This is a genomic window from Cellulomonas sp., assembly GCF_035634735.1.
Classification (GTDB): Bacteria; Actinomycetota; Actinomycetes; order Actinomycetales; family Cellulomonadaceae; genus Cellulomonas.
In genome coordinates this window covers 1-1,746 of sequence record NZ_DASQCJ010000193.1, presented here as the reverse complement: position 1 = coordinate 1,746, position 1,746 = coordinate 1, and the positions used below count along the sequence as shown (strand labels likewise).

Annotated in this window: 2 protein-coding genes; both read left to right on the top strand. The window is 77.4% G+C overall.

Annotated features, from left to right (window positions below; translation table 11 throughout):
• Positions 1–80 precede the first annotated feature (80 nt).
• Positions 81–1,217, top strand: coding sequence for a putative F420-0 ABC transporter permease subunit (locus tag VER05_RS15800; RefSeq protein ID WP_324846272.1), 1,137 nt, complete (start codon positions 81–83; stop codon positions 1,215–1,217).
• Positions 1,208–1,746 (top strand): ATP-binding cassette domain-containing protein (locus VER05_RS15795; RefSeq protein ID WP_324846271.1); only part of this gene is annotated, 539 nt, incomplete at its 3' end. The genes VER05_RS15800 and VER05_RS15795, both read left to right, overlap by 10 nt.

The window sequence follows — 1,746 nt, the reverse complement described above, 5'->3', positions numbered from 1 at the left end:
GCCGAGGCGGGCGTCCGGAACGCCGACGCCGTGGTCGACCTGTCCCGGCAGCTCGCGGACCTGGCGGGCTGACCGGACCCATGACGACCACCGCGCCCCCGAGTGGACGGTTCCGCCCGACACGCCGTCGGCGTGTCCGTCAGGACCATCCACTCGACGCGCGCGCCGTCCCCGGGAGCCGGCCCCCGTGGCGGCCGCCGCTGCTGCCGACGCTGCTCGTCGGGCTGGCGCTGCTGGTCGGCACGGTGCTCGTCTGCGTGACGATCGGGCCGGCGGACATCGCGGTCGCCGACGTGGCGCGGAGCATCGCCGGCCACCTCGGGCTCGGTCCGGCGGCGGGCGCGGACGGCGGCGTGCCGGTGCTGACCGACGCGATCGTCTGGGAGCTGCGGCTGCCGCGGGTGCTCACCGGGGCGGCGGTCGGCGCGGGACTGGCGCTGGCCGGCGCGGTGATGCAGAGCCTGACCCGCAACCCGCTCGCCGACCCGTACCTGCTCGGGCTGTCGTCGGGCGCCTCGCTCGGCGCCGTGGCCGTCCTCGTCGTCGGCGTGGGCCTGCTGCTGCCGGTGGCGGCGTTCGCCGGGGCGCTGGCCGCGCTGGTCGCGACGCTGAGCCTGGCGCGGGTCGGCGGCGTGCTGACCCCGGGCCGCGCGGTGCTGGCCGGGCTCGCGGTGTCGCAGCTCGCCGCCGCGGGGACGTCGTTCGTCATCTTCTGGTCGGCGACCGGCGACTCCTACCGGGAGATCCTCAACTGGCTGCTCGGGTCGCTCGCCGGGTCGACCTGGCAGAGCGTGGCGATCGCGGCGGGCGCGCTCGTCGTCGTGGGCACGGTGCTCGTCGCCTCGGCGGTGCGGCTGGACGCGTTCGCGTTCGGCGACACCGCGGCCGCGGCGCTCGGCATCCACGTCGACCGGACCCGCTGGGTGCTGATGACCCTGGTCGCGCTGCTGACCGGGGCGATGGTCGCCGTGAGCGGGTCGATCGGGTTCGTCGGGCTGGTGCTGCCGCACGCGGTCTCGGCGCTCACCGGCCCGGCGCACCGGCGGCTGCTGCCGGTCGCGGCCGTCGTCGGCGCGATCTTCCTGGTGTGGGCCGACACCGGCGCCCGCACGCTGTTCGACCCGCGGGAGCTGCCGGTCGGCATCGTCACGGCGCTGATCGGCGTGCCCGTGTTCGCGGTGCTGCTCCGGCGCGGGAGGGGATCCGCGTGGACCTGAGCATCGCGGGCGTCGGGACCCGGCTCGGCGGCCGGTGGGTCGTTGACGGCGTGGACGCGACACCACCCCCCGGCGCGCTGACCGGCCTGCTGGGCCCGAACGGCGCCGGCAAGACCACCCTGCTGCGGCTGATCGCCGGGCTGCTCGACCCCGAGGCCGGCGCGGTGCTGCTCGACGACGTGCCGGTGCACACCGTGCCGCGCCGCGAGCGCGCCCGCCGGGTCGCCCTGCTGGAGCAGGAGTCGTCCTCGACCGTCCCGCTGACCGTCCGCGAGGTCGTCGCGCTCGGCCGCATCCCGTACCGGACGCTGTGGGGCGCCGACGCCGACGAGGCCGCCGTCGACCGGGCCCTGGCCGCCGCCGACGCCGCGCACCTGGCCGACCGCGCGTGGTCCGCGCTGTCCGGCGGCGAGCGGCAGCGGGTGCACATCGCCCGGGCGCTCGCGCAGGAGCCCGACCTGCTGCTGCTCGACGAGCCCACCAACCACCTCGACGTCAGCGCCCAGCTGTCGCTGCTGGCGTTCGTCCG

Coding starts and splice junctions, on each gene's coding strand:
- VER05_RS15800 (WP_324846272.1), top strand. CDS start 81: ATGACGACCACCGCGCCCCCGAGTGGACGGTTCCGCCCGACACGCCGT.